The organism is Stutzerimonas stutzeri (assembly GCF_013522825.1).
Lineage (GTDB): Bacteria > Pseudomonadota > Gammaproteobacteria > Pseudomonadales > Pseudomonadaceae > Stutzerimonas > Stutzerimonas stutzeri_AK.
On the sequence record NZ_JAAMQZ010000010.1, the window covers coordinates 1 to 19,704 of the forward strand.

Sequence of the window (19,704 nt, forward strand, 5' to 3'; positions counted from 1 at the left end):
ACTTGAGCAGCCATTGCTGGAACACCTCAAAGCCTGCTGAGTCATTGGTCAGCTTGCCTTTGGTGCGGTGCTTGCCGTTGCTCTGCAAGGTTGCGATGTCGAATGTGTGTTTGGCGATGTCGACGCCGACGACTATGGTCATGGTTTTCCTCCTCAGTGAACGGGTAGATCGTCACTGCATCCGTCCTACCTTGCTAATGCGAGCTCGTGGCTCAAGATACCGTTCGGACTTGCTGGATGAGTGCGGAGGAGTGCAGCGTTATCTACGTCACAAGCTCGAAGCTTAAGGGCGGGTACTACTTGCACTCTCTCCCCCGATGATCAGCCGGGGACTATCACCTCCTGAAAGGCTGCAGTCGAGATACAAGGTCGGGTCAGACTTCATCGACCCGACGGGCGGAGCCGAAGGCCCATGTCTACCTTTACGCCTGGTCTCCAGCGGAGCTAAACACGCCTGCTATTGGCTCGACAGCCGGTCGCCGCGCTCGAAACGCCAGGTCCTGATGATTTCCACCTGGTCGAAATGCTTTGCAAGCTCGCCCGCGAACGGGGCGAAGGGGGCCGCGAGGCGGACGATCCGCATGGCGGCTTCATCGAGTACGGTATGCCCGGAGGATTCCAGCACCCGTAGTTCCTGCACGCTGCCGTTGCGGTCCACCACCACCAGCATCCGCAGGCTGCCGTGGATGCGCTGGCGGCGAGCCTCTTCCGGGTAGTTGAGGTTGCCGACGCGCTCGACCTTCTTGCGCCACTCGTCGCGATACCAGGCGCTGATGTCGCGCATGGTGGCGGCGGTGTTCTGGCGGCTGACGCGGGGGCGCTTGGCGTATTGCTGGATATCCTGGGACAGTTGCGCTTCGAGGCTGGCGATCTCGGCGCTCAACTGCGAGCTGTCGAAGGTCGGCGCTGGTGGAGTCTGGGGCTGCGGCTTGTTCTTCTGCGGTGTGTCCGGGGTCTTTTCCGGTTGTGGCGCGCGCGTCGCGACGGCGGTTTTCGGTGCTTCGCTGCGATTGCTGGGCGGCGGTGCGGCTGCGGGCGAAACCTTGCGTACCTCGGTGTCCTGGAAGGGCGCCTGCTCGCTGGTTTTCGGCGCGGCCTTGTGCTCCAGGGTGCCGCTGCCCTGCTGATTGTCCTGGGCGAGAAAGTCGGCTTCCTTGGGCTTGTCTTCGCTCTTGAAGGTCGAAAGGGTGATTTCCAGTGTCTTGCTGATCTGGTTGGGCTCGGTCAGGGTAAAGCCGAGACCCAGGATCAGCGCCACATGCAGCGCAGCGGCGAGAAACAGGGTAAAGCCGAGGCGATCCGCAGGGCGGACACCGGGGCTGACGGGAACAGGTTGGCGTGTAGCGGCGTTCATCGCATTTCAGTCGACTCGAAGTGCGCGCAGTCTGCCGACTTTGCGCGGCAAGCCGCAAGTTTCACGCGCAAAGCTGTAGGTCGGGTCACGCTTCACCGACCCGACGAGCGGCGATGAGTCCAGCTTCCAGCCGCTATCGCTTCAACTTGTCGGCAATCGCATCCATCAGACGCTCTCCGATGCGGGTGTCGAAGGCGTTGTCGATCTCGCGGATACAGGTCGGGCTGGTGATATTGATTTCGGTGAGGTAATCGCCGATCACGTCCAGACCCACGAACAGCAGGCCGCGCTTGCGCAACTCCGGGCCGACGATGGCGGCGATCTCGCGGTCGCGATCCGACAGCGGCTGAGCCACGCCGCGCCCGCCGGCGGCGAGATTGCCGCGGGTTTCGCCGGCGGCAGGTATACGTGCCAGGCAATAGGGAATCGGCTCGCCGTCGATCATCAGGATGCGCTTGTCGCCGTCCTTGATGGCCGGGATATAGCGCTGCGCCATGATCTGGCGGGCGCCGTGCTCGGTCAGGGTCTCGAGAATCACCGAGAGGTTGGGGTCGCCTTCCCGGTGGCGGAAGATCGAGGCGCCGCCCATCTCGTCCAGTGGTTTGAGAATGACGTCACGCTGCTCGCGGGCGAACTCGCGGAGAATGTCCGCGCGCCGGCTGACCAGGGTCGGTGGCGTGCATTGCGGAAATTGCGTGGCGAAGAACTTTTCGTTGCAGTCGCGCAGGCTCTGCGGGCGGTTGACCACCAGCACGCCGGCGCGCTCGGCCATTTCCAGCAGGTAGGTGGTGTAGACGTACTCGCCATTGAAGGGCGGGTCCTTGCGCATCAGGATCACGTCGAGCCCGCCCAGAGGCGCGTCGATTTCCTCGCCGGTTTCATACCAGTGCTGCGGATCGTCGAATACCTGCAATGCGCGCATGCGCGCACGGGCTTCGCCGCCAAGTTGATAGAGATCGCACTGCTCCATGTAATAGAGCGTCCAGCTGCGTGCCTGGGCGGCCAACAGCATGGCGAGGGAGCTATCCTTCTTGAAAGCGATCCGCGCAATCGGATCCATGATGATCCCGACGCGAACAGTCATGTGGTGATCTCCGGCGATAAGGCAGTACGAGGCTGCGGGACATTGAAAATGTCGACGCAGATTGGCGGCGGTTGTGCGCTGGGTCAAGGAAAATCCAGCTCCTTTTCCGGTCGATAGCATGGGCATCAGGAGTGTGCTAAAAAGGTCCGGCGATTGGGTGCAGCCCATCGATGACAGGGCCTGTAGCGCACTGACATAACGATAAACTACGACTCACCGAGGCGATGGTAGGGCGAAATGGAACAGCACTCCGAGGGCTTGAAGGTCATGGTGATCGACGATTCGAAGACGATTCGTCGCACCGCCGAAACGCTGCTGAAGAAAGTAGGTTGTGACGTGATCACGGCGGTGGATGGCTTCGATGCGCTCGCCAAGATCGCGGACACCCATCCGCGCATCATCTTCGTCGATATCATGATGCCCAGGCTCGATGGCTATCAGACCTGCGCGCTGATCAAGAACAACAGTGCCTTCAAATCCACTCCGGTGATCATGCTGTCTTCCAAGGATGGCTTGTTCGACAAGGCCAAGGGACGCATCGTCGGGTCGGATCAATACCTCACCAAACCTTTCAGCAAAGAAGAGTTGCTTGGCGCGATCAAGGCCCATGTGCCTGACTTTGCGCCGATAGAGCAAGTATCCTGAAGTTCGGCCCTGTGTGCCGCTGAAGCCTTTCCCACGGAGAAACCATGGCTCGCGTTCTGATTGTTGATGACTCGCCGACCGAAATGTACAAGCTGACAGCCATGCTGGAGAAACATGGCCACGTCGTGCTCAAAGCCGAAAATGGTGCGGATGGTGTGGCGCTTGCCCGCCAGGAAAAGCCCGATGTCGTCCTTATGGATATCGTGATGCCGGGCCTCAACGGTTTTCAGGCTACCCGCCAACTGACCAAAGATGCTGAAACCAGTCACATTCCTGTAATCATTGTGACCACCAAGGACCAGGAAACCGATAAGGTCTGGGGCAAGCGTCAGGGGGCCAAGGATTACCTGACCAAGCCCGTCGACGAAGCGACACTGCTGAAGACCCTTAACGCCGTGCTTGCGGGCTGATCTGGCAAATCTGCAAACCGGACGAAGGGAAGTGGCAGCATGTCGGACAGGCCAACACCGTTTCAGCGACTTCTGGATATCGATGCACGTTGCCGGGCGCTGGCAGCCGGACTGCCTTCCCAGCAGGAAGCTGTCCAGACCTGGGCCGGTATCGGATTTCGGATGGGTGAGCGGTTGTTCGTCGCACCTATGGGGGAGGTCGGCGAGATACTGCATGAGCCACGTTACACGCTTCTTCCCGGCGTGAAGAGCTGGGTCAAGGGTGTGGCCAACGTGCGCGGCAGATTGCTGCCGATCATGGACCTGTGTGGCTACTTCGGGCTGGAATTGTCGCCGTTGCGCAAGCAGCGACGGGTATTGGTGGTCGATCACCAGGACGTGTTCGCCGGGCTGACGATCGACGAAGTGTTCGGCATGCAGCACTTTCCGGTCGATGCCTTTTCCGAACAGCTGCCACCAGTGGAAGCATCGATCCAGCCCTTTATCCATGGTGTCTTCCAGCGCGAGCAGCCCTGGCTGGTCTTCAGCCCGCATGCGCTGGCTTCGCATCAGGCATTTCTGGACGTGGCGTATTGATTTAGGCGGGTCGGCAGGCGCCGGCCTTTGGTTCTTGGAAGGAAACGTAAGGGTGGTCCAGGCGGGGGCCGGATAATGAAAAAAATGAACGCAAATGCGCTGCTGGCCGGTGTGCGCAGCAATACGCTGATCGCCGGGCTGTTTATTCTCCTGATCGTGTCGATGGTGCTGTTGTTCGCCAACTTCGCCTACGTCAGCACCCAGGCCGACAACGACAGTGAATACATCGGACACGCGGGCGAGCTGCGAGTTCTCTCCCAGCACATCGCGAAGAACGCGGTGGAAGCGGCTGCCGGTAAACCAGAGGCGTTCGACTCGTTGAAGGATGCGCGCAACGATTTCAGCCGTCGCTGGGGTTATCTGTCCCAGGGTGACGACAGCATCGGCCTGCCCGCCGTGCCTCAGTCGCTGCAGGGCGAGATTGCCGCCGTGCAGCAGGACTGGGATACCCTGCGGCAGAACACCGATGCCATTCTGGCCAGCGAGCAGACCGTACTTTCCCTGCACCAGGTCGCCGCGACCCTTGCCGAAACCATTCCGCAGCTGCAAGTGGAATACGAAGAGGTCGTCGACATCCTGATCGAAGGTGGCGCCCCCGCGGCCCAGGTTGCCGTTGCCCAGCGTCAGTCTCTGCTGGCCGAGCGTATTCTCGGCTCGGTGAACAAGGTGCTTTCCGGTGACCAGGACTCTGTTCAGGCTGCCGACATGTTCGGACGCGATGCCAGCCTGTTCGGTCGAGTGCTCAACGCGATGCTCGATGGCAACGAAGCCATGGGCATTGTCAGCGTAAGTGATGCCGAGGCGCTGGACCGCCTTGGCGCGATTGCCGAGCTGTTCCAGTTCGTTTCCGGCTCCGTGGACGAGATTCTGGAAACCTCGCCGGAGCTGTTCCAGGTGCGTGAATCGTCCAACAGCATCTTCGAGGTTTCGCAGACGCTGCTCGACAAGACCTCGGCGCTGACCGAAGGCCTGCAGGGCCGTGCTGATGCCCGCTACATCAACACCCTGGCCGGTTATGTGCTCGGCGCTCTGGCGTTGGCATCGATCCTGTTGATCGGTCTGGTCATGGTTCAGGAAGCACGCCGTCGGCTGACCGAGACTGCGGAAAAGAACGAGCGTAACCAGACGGCGATTCTGCGTCTGCTCGATGAAATCGGTGACCTCGCTGACGGTGACCTCACCGTAGCCGCAACGGTTACCGAAGACTTCACCGGCGCTATCGCCGACTCGATCAACTATTCCATCGACCAGTTGCGCGATCTGGTCGAGACGATCAACCAGACTGCCGTTCAGGTATCCGGTGCCGCCCAGGAAACCCAGGCCACCGCGATGCATCTGGCCGAGGCTTCCGAGCATCAGGCGCAGGAAATTGCCGGGGCTTCGGCGGCGATCAACGAAATGGCCGTGTCGATCGACCAGGTATCGGCCAACGCCGCCGAATCCTCGGCGGTAGCGGAGCGCTCGGTAGCCATCGCCAACAAGGGCAACGAAGTGGTGCACAACACCATCACCGGCATGGACAACATCCGCGAGCAGATCCAGGACACCTCCAAGCGAATCAAGCGCCTCGGTGAGTCGTCCCAGGAGATCGGTGACATCGTCAGCCTGATCAACGACATTGCTGACCAGACCAACATCCTCGCACTGAACGCGGCGATCCAGGCCTCCATGGCCGGTGACGCCGGTCGTGGCTTCGCGGTGGTCGCCGACGAAGTACAGCGCCTTGCAGAACGTTCCTCGGCGGCAACCAAGCAGATCGAGGCACTGGTCAAGACGATTCAGACCGATACCAACGAGGCGGTCATCTCGATGGAGCAGACCACCTCCGAAGTGGTACGCGGTGCACGCCTGGCGCAGGATGCCGGGGTCGCTCTGGAAGAGATCGAGAAGGTATCCAAGAGCCTTGCGGCGCTGATCCAGAACATCTCCAACGCCGCCCGGCAGCAGGCTTCGTCCGCCGGCCATATTTCCAACACCATGAACGTGATCCAGGAAATTACCTCGCAGACTTCCTCGGGCACCACCGCGACCGCCAAGAGCATTGGTAATCTCGCGAAGATGGCCAACGAGATGCGGCATTCGGTTTCCGGCTTCACCTTGCCGGAAAACCAGGATCAGGCCTGACTGGGACGCGGGGGCCTGTTAATGGTCTCCGTGGACGTTCATGAGTGAGGGGCAGGGCATGCAGCCGAGCGTTGACTGGTCACTGAGACCCTTGGCCGATATGTCATCAGCGGAGTTTCGCGAGTGGCAGGCCTTGCTTGAAGAGCGCTCCGGCATGGTGATTTCCGAGCAGCGTCGGTCATTCCTGCAGGCCAATCTGAGCAGCCGCATGCGCGAAGTCGGCGCTGCCGATTACGCCAGCTACTACCGCCAGGTCACTGCCGGTGCCCGTGGCGCGGTCGAGTGGTCGATGCTGATGGACCGGCTGACCGTACAGGAAACCCGCTTCTTCCGACATCCCCCCTCGTTCGCCCTGCTTTGCGAATATATCAGGCAGCGCCAGGCATCCCGTGACGCGGCCTTGCCATGGTCGTTGTGGAGTGTCGGCTGTTCCAGTGGTGAGGAAACCTACTCGCTGGCCATCTGTGCTGCCGAGGTGCTGGCTGCTGCTGACGGAGAAACCTGTTACGGCGTGACCGGCACGGATATCAGCCTCAGCGCCCTGAGCCGGTCCCGTGACGGTATCTATGGCCCTCGGCGGCTTGAGCAGGTGGAGCCGCAACTGCGTGAACGCTACTTTCAGTCCCTGCCGAATGATCGCTTTCAAGTGATACCCAGCCTGGCGGCACGCGTGTGCTTCGCCAGGCTCAATGTGCTGGAGCTGGCCGGTGCGCCAATGTCCGATATGGACGTCATTTTTTGTCAGAACCTGTTGATCTACTTCCGCCGCTGGCGTCGCCGCGAAATCCTCAACCGCCTGGCCGAGCGCCTGGCGCCTGGGGGATTGCTGGTTATCGGTGTGGGCGAAGTGGCTGGTTGGCAGCACCCGGAACTGCTGCCGGTGGCCGACAGTCGGGTTCTGGCCTTTACCCGGAAAAGTTTATGAGCGGAGTCGCTATGGGTGATCGGCACGATTATGTCGCCCTGGAGTGGGTGAAGGGCGAAATTGCCGAAACGCTGAAGCAGGCGCGGCAGGCGCTGGAAGCGTTCGTCGAAAACCCGCAGGACTCGACGCGGATGCGCTTCTGCCTGACCTATGTGCATCAGGTCCAGGGTACCCTGCAGATGGTCGAGTTCTATGGTGCGGCCCTGCTCGCCGAGGAAATGGAGCAGCTCGCCCGCGCCTTGCTGGATGAGCGTGTCGCCAGCCGGACCGAGGCGCTGGAAGTGCTGATGCAGGCGATCCTGCAGATGCCGGCCTACCTTGATCGAATCCAGAGTGCGCGCCGCGATCTGCCCATGGTCGTGCTGCCGTTGCTCAATGACCTGCGCGCCGCGCGTGGCGAGAAACTGCTGTCGGAGACCAGCCTGTTTTCGCCGGACATGTCCGCGCGCCGTCCGGCTCTTTCAGGGGAATTCCTGGCGCAGCGGCAAACCGCCGACTTGCCTGGCTTGCTGCGAAAGATGCGGCAGATGCTGCAGGTTGCCCTGGTCGGGGTCATCCGCAATCAGGATCTGCCCACCAATCTGGGCTACATGGCGCGTGTGTTCGCGCGCCTGGAAATGCTCTGCAAGGACGCGCCGCTTGGCGCCCTGTGGCAGATCGCATCGGGCGTGGTCGAAGGGCTGGCCAGTGGCGGGGTCGCCAATGGCACCACGATTCGCACCCTGTTGCGCCAGGTCGACCGGGAGCTCAAGCGTCTCGTTGAGCAGGGCGCAGACGGCATCAATCAGGCCGCCCCCGATGAATTGACCAAGAACCTGCTGTTCTACGTCGCCAAGGCGCCCGCTCAGTCTGCACGCATCCAGGCCCTCAAGGCCGAGTACAGCCTCGACGAGGCATTGCCCGACAGCACTGTCGTGGATGAGGAGCGCGCCCAGTTGGCCGGCCCGGATCGCGGCGCCATGCGCTCGGTGGTGGCAGCGCTGTGCGAAGAGCTCGTTCGGGTGAAGGACAGCCTGGATCTGTTCGTGCGCAGTGATCGCATGGACCTGGCCGATCTCGGCGCGTTACAGGTGCCTCTCAAGCAGATTGCCGACACCCTTGCGGTGCTGGGTTTCGGTCAGCCGCGGCGGATCATTCTCGATCAGATTGAAGTGGTCGAAGCCCTGGCGCGTGGCCAGCGCAAAGCCGACGATGCCGCCTTGATGGATGTTGCCGGTGCGCTGCTGTACGTCGAGGCGACGCTGGCCGGCATGGTGGGTGGCACCGCGGAGGAACGAGACGAGGCCAGTCACCTGCCGACCACCGATGTCGCACAGATCCATCAGTTGGTCGTTCGCGAGGCGCGTACCGGGCTCGAACAGGCCAAGGATGCCATCATCGAGTTCATTGCCTCGCAGTGGAATCACCAGCATCTGGCGCGGGTACCCGATTTGCTGACCCAGTCCCGTGGCGGATTGGCGATGATTCCGCTGGCGCGTGCGGCAGCCTTGCTGGATGCCTGCAACCGCTATATCCAGGAGCAGTTGCTGGCGCGCCAGGCAATCCCGGACTGGCAGAGTCTGGACATGCTTGCCGATGCGATCACCAGCGTCGAGTACTACCTTGAACGCCTCAGCGAAGACTGCGGTTCTCAGGGCGATCTGATTCTCGATGTGGCGCAGGAGAGCCTGGAAGCGCTGGGTTATCCGCTGAGCGAGCCTGCCTCGATCCTTGAGCCGGAGCCCGCTGACGCCGCGCCGGAATTCGAGCTGGCCAATCCGCTGGATGAGATAGAAGTGCTGCTGCCGGAGCTGCTTGCCGATGCCTCTGTCAGTGAGGACGTAGAGCTGGTTGCAGGGCCTGACGCTCTGACGAGCGAGGCGTGCACCATCGAATCGCCGGTGATTGGGCAGCCGCCTGCTGACGATCCTGATTCGCAGGCATGGGCTCTTGCACCAGAAGTCGCCGAATACGAGCAGGATGAATGGCTGCTGACAGCCGACGCCGAAGTGGGCGCATCCTTCGCTGAAACGTCGCCTGCCGAGCCTGTAGCCGCTGAATCGGACGAGCAGGCGAACACCGAGTCTCTCGACTATTCGATGGTGTGGAGCGAGGCCGAGATGGCCGGGATGGGCATGCCCGCAGTCGTCCTGCCGGAGCCGGTGGTAGCACTGCCGGGCAGCGAGCCGGCGATCAGCCTCGATGACGTCATGGCCGCTCCCGTCGTTGCCATCAACCCGCCTGCACAGGATGTGCCGCCGAGCCTGTTGCCGCCCCCGGAAGACAAGGAGCCGGTCGACGACGAACTGCTTGAAGTCTTCATCGAGGAAGCTGCCGAGGTCCTTGAGACGGTCGGCGAGTATCTGCCTCGCTGGCACGCCGATCACGACGACAAGGAAGCCCTGACCGAGGTGCGCCGCGCCTTCCATACGCTCAAGGGCAGTGGCCGCATGGTCCGCGCGCTGGTCATTGGCGAGCTGGCGTGGTCCGTCGAGAACCTGTTCAACCGAATCCTGGACCGCAGTATCGAGGTGAGTGAGTCGGTCAGCAAAGTCGTCGACGATGTCGTCCGGCTGATGCCGGCACTGATCGAGGAGTTCGCGGCCAAAGCCCAGCGCCAGCGTGATGATGTCGACCGGTTGGCGGCTGATGCCCATGCGCTTGCCAAGGGACAGCCGATTGCTGCCGAAGCGGTCGTGTCGCCTGGGCCGGAGCAGAGCGCGCGGGAAGAGGCACTGGACCCGCAGTTGCTGGAGATTTTCCGTAACGAGGCGGAAGCCCACCTTACAACCCTGGTGGATTTTCTCGCCGATTGCGCCCAGCGCCTGCCACAGCCGGTTACCGATGATTTGCAGCGTGCCCTGCATACGCTCAAGGGCAGCGCCCATATGGCGGGCATCCTGCCCATGGCGGAAATTGCCACCCCGCTGGAGAAAATGGCCAAGGAGTTCAAGGCCAACCTGATCGCCATGGAGCTGGCCGATGCGCAGCTTCTGCACAGCGCAGAGCAATTGCTGCGCCGAGGTCTGGAGAATCTGGATCATGATCCGCTGGCGCCCATCGAGGGTGCCGAGGCGTTCATTGAGCAGGTGCATGCCTTGCATCAGGCGCGCCTGGCCGCTGCCGGAGCGCGTGGCGAAACGGATCAGGGCGAGGCGCGCGATCCGGGAATGATTGCGCTGTTTCTCTCGGAAGGCATGAACATCCTTCTGGATGCCGAGGATCTTCTGCACAGCTGGCGCGAACATCCGGAGGAACGCCAGGAGTTGACCGCACTGCTGGAGGAACTGACGACCCTCGGGCTTGGCGCGCAGATGGCGGATCTGCCGCAGATCGATGCGCTCTGCCAGGTGCTGCTCGACCTCTATGCGGTTGTCCAGGATGGCCGTCTTGCGGTCAGCGAGCGGTTTTTCGACGATGTCGAGCAGGGCCACGAAGCGCTGGTTGGCATGATGGATCAGGTCGCGGCAGGCTTGCAGGTCAGCGCGCAGCCTGAGTTGGTCGCTCGTCTTGAGGCCTTGCTGGCTGAAGCGGGCGAGTCGGATGTCCTATCGGTCGATGACCCACTGCAGGCAGTTGCAACTCCTGAGGCCTGCGCCGTAGATACTGCTGAAGCCGAATTCCAACCTGTCGAGTTTCTCGCGCCGGACGACGAGCAGGACCGGGAAATGGTCGAGATTTTTCTCGATGAAGCCGTCGACCTGCTGGAAAGTGCCGGGGGGGCACTGGAGCGCTGGCTGGCCGATCCTGCCAACCAGTTGGCCCTGTCTGCGCTGTTGCGGGACCTGCATACCCTCAAGGGTGGTGCACGGATGGCTGCGATTAGGCCCATAGGTGATCTGGCCCACGAGTTGGAGGCGCTCTACGAGGGGCTCACCGACGGGCGTTATGCACATTCGCAGGAACTTGCCGCACTGCTTCTGAGCAGCCACGATCTGCTTGCGATGCAGTTGGAGCAGTTGCAGGCATACCAGCCGATGGACACGGCACTGGTACTGATCGAGCGTATCCAGGCGTACCGTCGGGGTGCTGCGCCGGGTTTCGAGAGCGACATGGCGGACAGCGATGAGCCGTCTGTGGCAGTAGCCGATGCCGAGCCGCTCGCGAATGAACCCGTTGATTCGGATTTTCCAGGCCTGATCGATGAAGCCTGGCTGGTCAGCGACGATGAGATGCAAGCCGAGCGCGCTGCAGCGCCGATAGATAACGATGCCGCCCCGACTGAGGTTGAGTGGACACCGGATCCCAGCTTCGATATCGAGTCATGGATGTCGGACGGCGAAATCGGAGAGCCCGCAGGGAATGTGTCGGAACCTCCCGCGGGCCAGTCCGCGACGGAGCCCACCGAGGCGGGCAGCGGAGGCTGGGAAGAGCGCGATCCCGAACTGGTGCAGATATTCCTTGAAGAAGGCTTCGATATCCTCGAGCGCGCCGGCTTGTCGCTGCAGCGCTGGATGAATGATGTCGACAACAGCTTCGAGGTCGAGGCACTGCAGCGAGACCTGCATACCCTCAAGGGTGGCGCGCTGATGGCCGATATCCGCGAGATCGGCGATCTCGCCCATGAACTCGAATACCTCTACGAAGGCCTGTGTGCCGGCCATTATCGGGCGAGTGAAGCCCTGTTCGCTCTGCTCCAGTCCTGCCATGACCGGCTTGCTGCGATGCTCGATGCGGTGCGCAGCTATCGCGAGCTACCCAGCGGACTGGACCTGATAGAAACCATTCGGCGCTTTCGGGCCAACCCCGATGAGCAGTTGAGCATACCCAGCAGCGTCGCTTTGAAGGCGGCTGAGGAGGTTGCTCGCAATGCGGCCGATGCCGAAATTCTGGACATCTTTATCGAAGAGGCCGATGACCTCCTGGAAGAGATGGAGGCGCTGCTGGCCCGTTGGGATGCAGCGCGTGACAGCGCGGCTCCGCTGGTTGACATGATGCGTATCCTGCACACGCTCAAGGGTGGTGCGCGGCTGGCCAGCCAGAGCGGTCTGGGCGATATGGCGCATGACCTGGAGCAGCGTCTCGGAGAAGCCCAGGCGCAGGGTGGAGCCTGGTCGGAGAGTCTTTTCCTCGATGTGCAGCGTGGCTACGACGCCCTGCTTGGTGAAGTGGAATCGATGCGCGCACTGTTGGCGAGCGAGCCGGAGACGATCAACGATGATCACAAGCCGGCGACGTCTGAACTGACTCGTACCGATGCTGCGGTGATCACGCTGGATACGCCGATCGTTGCCGCCAGCGTCCCGGCGCCGGTTGTCAGTACGCCGGCCAAGGTTCTGCCGTTCATTCGTCGTGCCGAGCAGGCCGCGCTGGATGCCGCATCGCGGCGTGCGCCGCAGGAACTGGTCAAGGTGCCGGCCGATCTGCTCGAGGGGCTGGTCAACCTGGCGGGTGAAACCTCGATCTTCCGCGGGCGGGTCGAACAGCAGGTCAGTGACGTCGGCTTCACTCTGGGTGAAATGGAAGCCACCATCGAGCGGGTCCGCGATCAGTTACGACGGCTGGATACCGAGACCCAGGCGCAGATTCTGAGCAGCTATCAGGCCGAAGCCGAGCGCGCCGGTTATGACGATTTCGACCCTCTGGAAATGGACCGGCACTCGCAGCTCCAGCAACTTTCCCGTGCGTTGTTCGAGTCGGCGTCCGACCTGCTCGACCTCAAGGAAACCCTGGCGGCGCGTAATCGCGATGCGGAAACGCTGCTGTTGCAGCAGGCACGGGTCAACACCGAACTCCAGGAAGGCCTCATGCGGACCCGCATGGTGCCCTTCGATCGACTGGTGCCGCGCTTGCGCCGCATCGTTCGGCAGATTGCCGGCGAGCTGGACAAGCAGGTCGAGTTCCACGTCGGCAACGCGACGGGGGAAATGGATCGCAGCGTCCTCGAACGTATCGTCGCGCCGCTGGAGCACATGCTGCGCAATGCCGTGGACCACGGCATCGAGGCCGGTCCCAGGCGTCTCGCCGCAGGCAAGCCCGAGCAGGGCAATATCCGCCTGGAACTGACGCGTGAGGGCGGTGACATCGTCCTGGCGCTCAGCGACGACGGGGCGGGGATCAATATCGAGGCCGTGCGGCGCAAGGCGCTCGAGCGCGGCCTGATGCTTGCCGGTGCCGAGCTGAGCGATCATGAAATCCTGCAGTTCATTCTCGAGGCGGGTTTCTCCACGGCCGAGCGGGTCACGCAGATCTCGGGTCGTGGTGTCGGCATGGATGTGGTGCACTCGGAGGTCAAGCAGCTTGGTGGCTCCATGGGCATCGAGTCGAAGCAGGGCGTCGGTACGCGCTTCCTGATCCGCCTGCCTTTCACCGTATCGGTCAACCGCGCCCTGATGGTGTATTCCGGTGAGGATCTTTATGCAATCCCGCTGAATACCATCGAAGGTATCGTGCGCGTTTCGCCTTATGAGCTCGAAGCCTATTACCAGCCGGGCGCCCCGCGTTTCGAGTATGCCGGGCAGACTTACGAGCTGCGCTACCTGGGCGAGCTGTTGAACAACGGCCAGCGGCCCAAGCTGGTCGTTCAGAGCCTGCCGTTGCCGGTGATCCTGGTGCGCTCGAAGGAGCACAGCGTCGCGGTGCAGGTCGACAGCCTGGCCGGCTCGCGGGAAATCGTGGTGAAAAGCCTGGGGCCGCAGTTCGCCACGGTGCCGGGCATTTCCGGTGCGACCATTCTCGGTGACGGTCGCGTGGTGGTGATTCTCGACCTGCTGGCGACCATTCGCGTGCTTCATGCCCATCTGCTGACACAACAGCAGCCGCTGCGACTGATTGGCGAAGACCCGCCAGCCGAAGTGGAAATCGACAGGCCGACCCTGGTCATGGTGGTGGACGATTCCGTCACCGTGCGCAAGGTCACCAGCCGCCTGCTGGAACGTAACGGCATGAACGTACTGACCGCCAAGGATGGTGTCGATGCGATCACCCAGCTGCAGGAACGCAAGCCGGACATCATGCTGCTGGATATCGAAATGCCTCGCATGGACGGTTTCGAGGTGGCGACACTGGTGCGCCACGATGAGCGGCTCAAGCAGCTGCCGATCATCATGATCACCTCGCGAACCGGCGAAAAGCACAGGGACAGGGCAATGGCCATCGGCGTGAACGAGTATCTCGGCAAGCCGTACCAGGAATCGCTGCTGCTCGAAACGATCCAGCGACTGGTTATGCATCATGAGTGAGCTGGAGGCGGCACGCATCGGGGTGATTGCCGACACCTCGCTGCAGCGCCATGTGTTGCAGCAGGCATTGAGCGCCAATGGCTACCGGGTGGTGCTCAACAATGATCCCGCTCGGCTGGAGGAGGCGGACCTGGCAGCGGTCGATGCCGATCTGTGGCTTGTCGATCTGGCCCAAACCGAGGATTCGCCCCTGGTCAATGCGCTGCTGGAGAGCGACCGCTGTCCGGTTCTCTTTGGTGAAGGGCATGCGCCGGAGCGGCAGTCGGAACACTACCCGCGCTGGGAGCGCCGCCTGTTCGGCAAGCTCAAGCGGTTGGTCGGCGATCCGTCGCGTGTGGTCGGTCCGCGTCTGGAGATCATGCGTGACGACATGCAGCGTCCCGCCTGCCTGACATTGCCGAGCGCTCTGGCTGCTACCGGTTCGGCAGTCGGTGAACCAGCAAATGAGGTCTGGTTGCTGGCTGCGTCGCTGGGTGGGCCAGAGGCGGTCAAGGCATTCCTCGATGCACTGCCAGCCGGGCTGCCGGTTGGCTTCGTCTACGCACAGCACATCGGAGCGAGTTTCGAGTCGGCACTGTCGCAAGCCGTCGGTCGCCATAGCCTGTGGCAGGTCAACCAGAGCCGCGCCAGCGACAGGATTCGCTGCGGCGAGGTGGTGATCGCGCCCATCGCCCAGGAAATGAGCTTCGGTCAGGAAGGCGCCATGCTGCTGAACGGACGCAGCTGGCCCGAGCCCTACAGCCCTTCCATCGACCAGATGATGCTGAATCTGGCGCAACAGTTCGGCAGTCGCTGTGGCGTTATCGCCTTCAGCGGCATGGGCAGCGACGGCAGCGCCGCGGCGGCCTATCTGCTGCGCCAGGGCGGGCGGGTCTGGACCCAGCGTGCCGACTCATGCGTGTGCTCAAGCATGCCCGACAGCCTTCGCGAAGGGGGCTACAGCTCCTTCAGCGGAGACCCGCGAGAACTGGCCCAGGCCATGCTCGACCATCTTGCGCGGCAGGCCGGCAGGCCTGCCGTCGCCCTGCAACCGGATACTCCATGAGCCAGTCGCTAACCACTCAGGACGCTGCCAGCAGCCTCACCGGCCTGCTGGTGCCACTCGCCGATCGCACGCTGCTGCTGCCTAACGTGGCGGTTGCCGAACTGATTCCCTACCGCGCGCCGCAAACTGTTCAGGGCAATGCGCCCGCCTGGTTTCTCGGCCAGGTCCCCTGGCGCGATCTGATGCTGCCGCTGCTGTCGTTCGAGGCGGCCTCGGGGGGGCAGACAGAAACCGGTTCACGGGCTCGGGTCGTGATCCTCAACGCCCTGGGCGGTCGCGATCACGTGAAGTTCATTGCCTTGCTGGTCCAGGGCATCCCGCGTTCGATCAAGGTCGATGCCAGCCTGGCACGTACGGATGCGCCGTTGGCGCCGCTGGAACTGGATGCGGTGAACCTTGGCGATATCCAGGCGCGTATTCCTGACCTTATCGCTCTCGAACAGAAACTGGCCGATGCCGGATTGATATAAACGCCTCGACAGGCTTCGGGTGGGCTGTCGCTTTCAAGTCGTCGGATCAGGCATTCCGAACGTCGGATTACGCCTTCGGAAACCCGGATTACGCCTTCGGCTAATCCAGGCTACGGTCTGGCGTAGGTCGGGTCACGCTTCACCGACCCGACGAGCGAGGCCAAGGTGATATAAAAAACGACATTCCCCTGCATTTGCGTTCACTTGACGCTTGCGGCTCAGAAATCTCCCCATAACTGCTGCGCCACGCTCAGAGCGACCACCGGCGCGGTCTCCGTGCGCAGTACACGCGGGCCGAGGCGGGCGGGATGGAAGCCTTGGTTTTTCGCCTGTTCCACCTCGATCTCCGTCAGACCACCTTCCGGGCCGATCAGAAAGGCCAGTGAGTCCGGGCGCTGATGGCCTGACAACGGTTCGGCGACAGGATGCAGGACCAGTTTCAGCGCGGCCTCAACCCCGAGCCATTGCGCGAGAGGCGTCGGTGGGTGGATCACGGGGATGACCGAGCGTCCACATTGCTCGCAGGCACTGATGGCGATCTGGCGCCAGTGGGCCAGGCGCTTGTCGGCCCGCTCGTCCTTCAGCCGCACTTCGCAGCGTTCGCTGACGATCGGCGTGATGTCCGCAACACCCAGTTCGACGGCTTTCTGGATCGCCCAGTCCATCCGCTCGCCTCGGGACAGGCCCTGGCCGAGATGAATCCGCAGGCGCGACTCGGGCAGGCCGGCCAGTTGCTGGCGCAGCTCGACACGCACCTGCTTCTTGCCCACCTCGACCAGTTCGCCCTGGTATTCCTGGCCACTGCCGTCGAACAGCTGCACGGCAGCGCCAGGCGCAAGACGCAGGACACGACCGATGTAGTGGGCCTGGGCTTCGGGCAGTTCGTGCTGGCCGAGGGAGAGCGGGGCGTCGATAAAGAAGCGGGATAGGCGCATAGGGGGGAACCGAAAAAGCCGCTGGAGGCTGAAGGCTGGACGAGGACGGCATGGTGCAACCCTGGCTTCCTTTCGTCCAGCCTTCAGCGCTGTTCCCGGTTGTTATCCCGGATCGTGGAAGTTCGCTGGCGCGCCCGGCGTCATGGCCACGCTGACCGCTGCCCGGGTGGCGATATCGATGCCTTCGCTGGCAACTTCGGCGAGGAAGTCGATCTGCTCCTCGGTAATGGTATAGGGCGGCAGGAAGTAGACCACGCTGCCCAGCGGGCGCAGCAGGGCGCCGCGTTGCAGGGCGTGCTGGTAGACCTTGAGGCCGCGACGTTCCTGCCACGGATAGGGCGTCTTGCTGGCTTTGTCAGCGACCATCTCGATGGCGACGGCCATGCCGGTCTGCCTGACTTCGGCAACGTGCGGGTGATCGGCCAGGTGCGCGGTGGCGGTTGCCATGCGCGCGGCCAGCGTCTTGTTCGCCTCGATCACGTTGTCCTGCTCGAAGATATCCAGTGTCGCCAGTGCCGCCGCGCAAGCCAGCGGGTTGCCGGTGTAGGTGTGTGAATGGAGGAAGGCGCGCAGGGTCGAGTAGTCGTCGTAGAACGCCTGGTAGAGCCTGTCCGTCGTCAATACCGCCGCCATCGGCAGATAGCCGCCGGTGAGGGCCTTGGACAGGCAGAGGAAGTCCGGGGTGATGCCGGCCTGTTCGCAGGCGAACATCGTCCCGGTACGCCCGAAGCCGACGGCGATTTCGTCATGAATCAGGTGCACCTCGTAGCGATCGCAGGCCTCGCGCAGCAGTTTGAGGTAGACCGGGTGATACATGCGCATGCCGCCCGCGCCCTGGATCAGCGGTTCGACGATCACGGCGGCGATTTCCCCGTGATGCTCGGCCAGGGTCTGTTCCATGTGCGCGAACATCGTGCGCGAGTGTTCTTCCCAGCTCACGCCTTCGGGGCGCAGGTAGCAGTCCGGGCTCGGCACCTTGAAGGTGTCCAGCAACAGCGGCTTGTAGGTATCGGTGAACAGTGCGACATCGCCCACCGACATCGCCGCGACGGTTTCGCCGTGGTAACTGTTGGTCAGGGTGACGAAGCGCTGCTTGGTCGGCTGCCCGCTGTTGCGCCAGTAATGAAAGCTCATCTTCAGGGCGACTTCGATGCCGGTCGAGCCGTTGTCGGTGTAGAACACCCGCTCCAGTCCCGGCGGCGTGAGCGCCACCAGTCGCTCGGAGAGTTCGATCACCGGCTGGTGGCTGAAACCGGCGAGCATCACGTGTTCGAGCTGATCGAGCTGATCCTTGATGCGCTGGTTGATGCGCGGGTTGGCGTGACCGAACACATTGACCCACCAGGAACTGACGGCATCGATGTAGCGCTTGCCATCGAAATCCTCCAGCCAGACGCCTTCGCCGCGGCGGATGGGAATCAGTGGCAGCTGTTCGTGGTCCTTCATCTGGGTGCAGGGATGCCAGAGCACGGAGAGGTCGCGCTGCATCCAGCTGTCGTTCAGGCTCATCATTGCTCCTTGTCGGTCGTGCGGGATGCGCAGCCTAGCAGAAAGTGGCTGCCCGGCATTTGTGGGCCGGCGACCTATCTATCCGTTCGATATTTTGAAACTAAAAAATACGCCTTACTTCGATGAGTTAATCGTTAGGCTTGTCATCTATCGATTTCACGGAGCTGTAACGATGCAGTGGCGAAACTCCTCAACCAACTACGGTCTGATCAGCATCCTGATGCACTGGCTGGTTGCGCTTGCCGTAGTGGGCCTGTTCGCGCTGGGTTACTGGATGGTCGGGCTGAACTATTACAGCAGCTGGTATCGCACGGCTCCGGACATTCACAAAAGCGTCGGGATCCTGCTGTTTGGTCTGATGCTGGTACGGGTCATCTGGCGCTTCGCCAGCGCCGGTCCGGCTCCCCTGCCGAGCCATGGCCGCGGGACGCGCCTGGCGACCAAGGCCGGGCATGGCCTGCTTTATGTGGGGTTGTTCGTTCTGATGTTTTCCGGCTACCTGATTTCCACCGCCGATGGCCGTGCCATCAGCGTATTCGGCTGGTTCGAGGTGCCTGCGCTGATTACCTCGCTTCCGAACCAGGCGGACGCAGCCGGCCTGGTTCACGAATACCTGGCCTGGGGGTTGCTGATCTTTTCCGCTCTGCACGCCCTGGCTGCACTCAAGCACCACTTCATCGACCGCGATCCGACCCTGAAAAGGATGGTCGGTCGCGCTGATGAATAACTTTAGATAAGGAGAACTCACCATGCTCAAGAAAACTTTCGCCGCCCTTGCCCTGGGTTCGCTGATCTTTGCCGGACAGGCTGCCGCCGCCGATTACGCCATCGACAAGGAAGGCCAGCATGCCTTCATCAATTTCAAGATCAGCCACCTGGGCTATAGCTGGTTGTACGGCACCTTCAAGGACTTCGATGGCAGCTTCAGCTTCGATGCGGCGCAGCCGGAAGCCAGCAAGGTCGAGGTGACGCTGAAAACCGCCAGCCTGGACTCCAACCATGCCGAGCGTGACAAGCACCTGCGCAGCGATGATTTCCTCAATGTCGCCAAGCATCCGACGGCCACCTTCAAGTCGACGTCGGTCAAGTCCACCGGCGAGGGTACAGCCGACATTACCGGTGACCTGACCCTCAATGGTGTGACCAAGCCCGTGGTGATCGCGGCGAAATTCATTGGCGAAGGCCAGGACCCATGGGGCGGCTACCGCGCCGGTTTCGAAGGCGCCACCACGCTGACGCTGAAGGATTTCGGCATCAAGATGGATCTTGGCCCGGCTTCGCAGACCGTAGACCTGATCATCTCCGTCGAGGGTGTTCGCCAGTAAGCGGAGAGCCGCAGCAGGCGCCGGCGCAAGCCGGCGTTCTGCTTTTAGGTGCGCTAAAAAGACATCGGCTTCGAGCGTGCTGACGGCGAGATAATCTGTTTACAGACAAGGCTGAATGTAAGTATATTTCCACCACTCTGCC

Annotated in this window: 14 protein-coding genes; 10 read left to right on the forward strand and 4 right to left on the reverse strand. The window is 62.2% G+C overall.

Annotation, left to right across the window (positions count from 1 at the left end):
* Window positions 1-457: 457 nt before the first annotated feature.
* Together G7020_RS08280 and gshB are read right to left on the reverse strand one after the other, a co-directional pair.
* The gene (locus G7020_RS08280) at window positions 458-1,354 is read right to left on the reverse strand and encodes an energy transducer TonB (protein ID WP_181083618.1); all 897 of its coding nucleotides are present in this window, start codon (window positions 1,352-1,354) and stop codon (window positions 458-460) included.
* 133 nt (window positions 1,355-1,487) lie between these two features.
* Window positions 1,488-2,438 (reverse strand): glutathione synthase, encoded by a 951-nt coding sequence (gshB, locus tag G7020_RS08285; RefSeq protein WP_181083620.1) that lies wholly within the window; start codon window positions 2,436-2,438, stop codon window positions 1,488-1,490.
* A gap of 237 nt (window positions 2,439-2,675) precedes the next feature.
* Here gshB and pilG point away from each other — a divergent pair, with 237 nt between their 5' ends.
* From pilG to G7020_RS08325, 8 genes are all read left to right on the forward strand, one after another.
* A complete protein-coding gene (gene pilG / locus G7020_RS08290; RefSeq protein WP_181083622.1) occupies window positions 2,676-3,083 on the forward strand; it encodes a twitching motility response regulator PilG in 408 nt (135 codons plus the stop codon).
* Window positions 3,084-3,127: 44 nt separating this feature from the next.
* Window positions 3,128-3,493 carry a twitching motility response regulator PilH gene (gene pilH, locus G7020_RS08295; RefSeq protein ID WP_158186391.1) on the forward strand — a complete coding sequence of 122 codons (366 nt, stop codon included), beginning with the start codon at window positions 3,128-3,130 and terminating at the stop codon, window positions 3,491-3,493.
* A gap of 39 nt (window positions 3,494-3,532) precedes the next feature.
* Window positions 3,533-4,069: a chemotaxis protein CheW gene (locus G7020_RS08300; RefSeq protein ID WP_181083624.1), complete on the forward strand. Its 537-nt coding sequence runs from the start codon at window positions 3,533-3,535 to the stop codon at window positions 4,067-4,069.
* Window positions 4,070-4,144: 75 nt separating this feature from the next.
* Window positions 4,145-6,193 carry a methyl-accepting chemotaxis protein gene (locus tag G7020_RS08305; protein WP_181083626.1) on the forward strand — a complete coding sequence of 683 codons (2,049 nt, stop codon included), beginning with the start codon at window positions 4,145-4,147 and terminating at the stop codon, window positions 6,191-6,193.
* Window positions 6,194-6,251: 58 nt separating this feature from the next.
* The gene (locus G7020_RS08310; RefSeq protein ID WP_181083628.1) at window positions 6,252-7,118 is read left to right on the forward strand and encodes a protein-glutamate O-methyltransferase; all 867 of its coding nucleotides are present in this window, start codon (window positions 6,252-6,254) and stop codon (window positions 7,116-7,118) included.
* Between the two features lie 11 nt (window positions 7,119-7,129).
* On the forward strand, window positions 7,130-14,278 hold the full coding sequence (locus tag G7020_RS08315) for an Hpt domain-containing protein (protein WP_181083809.1): 7,149 nt from the start codon (window positions 7,130-7,132) through the stop codon (window positions 14,276-14,278).
* Window positions 14,271-15,323 carry a chemotaxis protein CheB gene (locus tag G7020_RS08320; protein WP_181083630.1) on the forward strand — a complete coding sequence of 351 codons (1,053 nt, stop codon included), beginning with the start codon at window positions 14,271-14,273 and terminating at the stop codon, window positions 15,321-15,323. The genes G7020_RS08315 and G7020_RS08320 overlap by 8 nt, the downstream gene beginning before the upstream one ends.
* On the forward strand, window positions 15,320-15,793 hold the full coding sequence (locus G7020_RS08325; RefSeq protein ID WP_181083632.1) for a chemotaxis protein CheW: 474 nt from the start codon (window positions 15,320-15,322) through the stop codon (window positions 15,791-15,793). Before G7020_RS08320 ends, G7020_RS08325 begins: the two co-directional genes overlap by 4 nt.
* Window positions 15,794-16,011: 218 nt before the next feature.
* Here the strand turns inward: G7020_RS08325 and G7020_RS08330 are convergent, their stop codons facing one another.
* Window positions 16,012-16,728, reverse strand: coding sequence for a 16S rRNA (uracil(1498)-N(3))-methyltransferase (locus G7020_RS08330; protein WP_181083634.1), 717 nt, complete (start codon window positions 16,726-16,728; stop codon window positions 16,012-16,014).
* 102 nt (window positions 16,729-16,830) lie between these two features.
* The gene (locus G7020_RS08335) at window positions 16,831-18,237 is read right to left on the reverse strand and encodes an adenosylmethionine--8-amino-7-oxononanoate transaminase (RefSeq protein ID WP_181083636.1); all 1,407 of its coding nucleotides are present in this window, start codon (window positions 18,235-18,237) and stop codon (window positions 16,831-16,833) included.
* Window positions 18,238-18,409: 172 nt separating this feature from the next.
* Between G7020_RS08335 and G7020_RS08340 the strand changes: the two genes are divergently transcribed.
* Window positions 18,410-18,964, forward strand: coding sequence for a cytochrome b (locus G7020_RS08340; protein WP_181083638.1), 555 nt, complete (start codon window positions 18,410-18,412; stop codon window positions 18,962-18,964).
* 22 nt (window positions 18,965-18,986) lie between these two features.
* Window positions 18,987-19,562 (forward strand): YceI family protein, encoded by a 576-nt coding sequence (locus G7020_RS08345; RefSeq protein WP_181083640.1) that lies wholly within the window; start codon window positions 18,987-18,989, stop codon window positions 19,560-19,562.
* The last annotated feature ends 142 nt before the right edge of the window (window positions 19,563-19,704 follow it).